Source organism: Bacillus sp. SIMBA_008, from assembly GCF_046535495.1.
GTDB classification, from domain to species: domain Bacteria; phylum Bacillota; class Bacilli; order Bacillales; family Bacillaceae; genus Bacillus; species Bacillus subtilis.
In genome coordinates this window covers 1-264 of record NZ_JAWRWL010000617.1, presented here as the reverse complement: position 1 = coordinate 264, position 264 = coordinate 1, and the positions used below count along the sequence as shown (strand labels likewise).

At 59.5% G+C, this 264-nt stretch carries 1 pseudogene; it reads left to right on the top strand.

The annotated features are described in order from the left end of the window. Positions 1–19: 19 nt before the first annotated feature. Positions 20–264: pseudogene (locus SB658_RS24665) on the top strand (hypothetical protein); the annotation flags it as partial.

Sequence of the window (264 nt, the reverse complement as noted above, 5' to 3'; positions counted from 1 at the left end):
AGCAACAGGGGTCACGCATATGTCCATAGCCATGGCAGTGGCGGACGCATCACGTCCGCACTCAACGCAGCTCTATCGCCGCGGACGGGCCGTCTTCCCAGATGGGATCACGCGCGCCACGATCGAACGGGATCCTCATCCCATTTACGTCGCCCGAGGAGAGGGCGCTTATGTCGTCGATGTCGATGAGCACCGCTATCTCGACCTCAACAATAATTTCACGACATTGCTGCACGGGCATGCCTTTGAGCCCGTTGTGGAGGC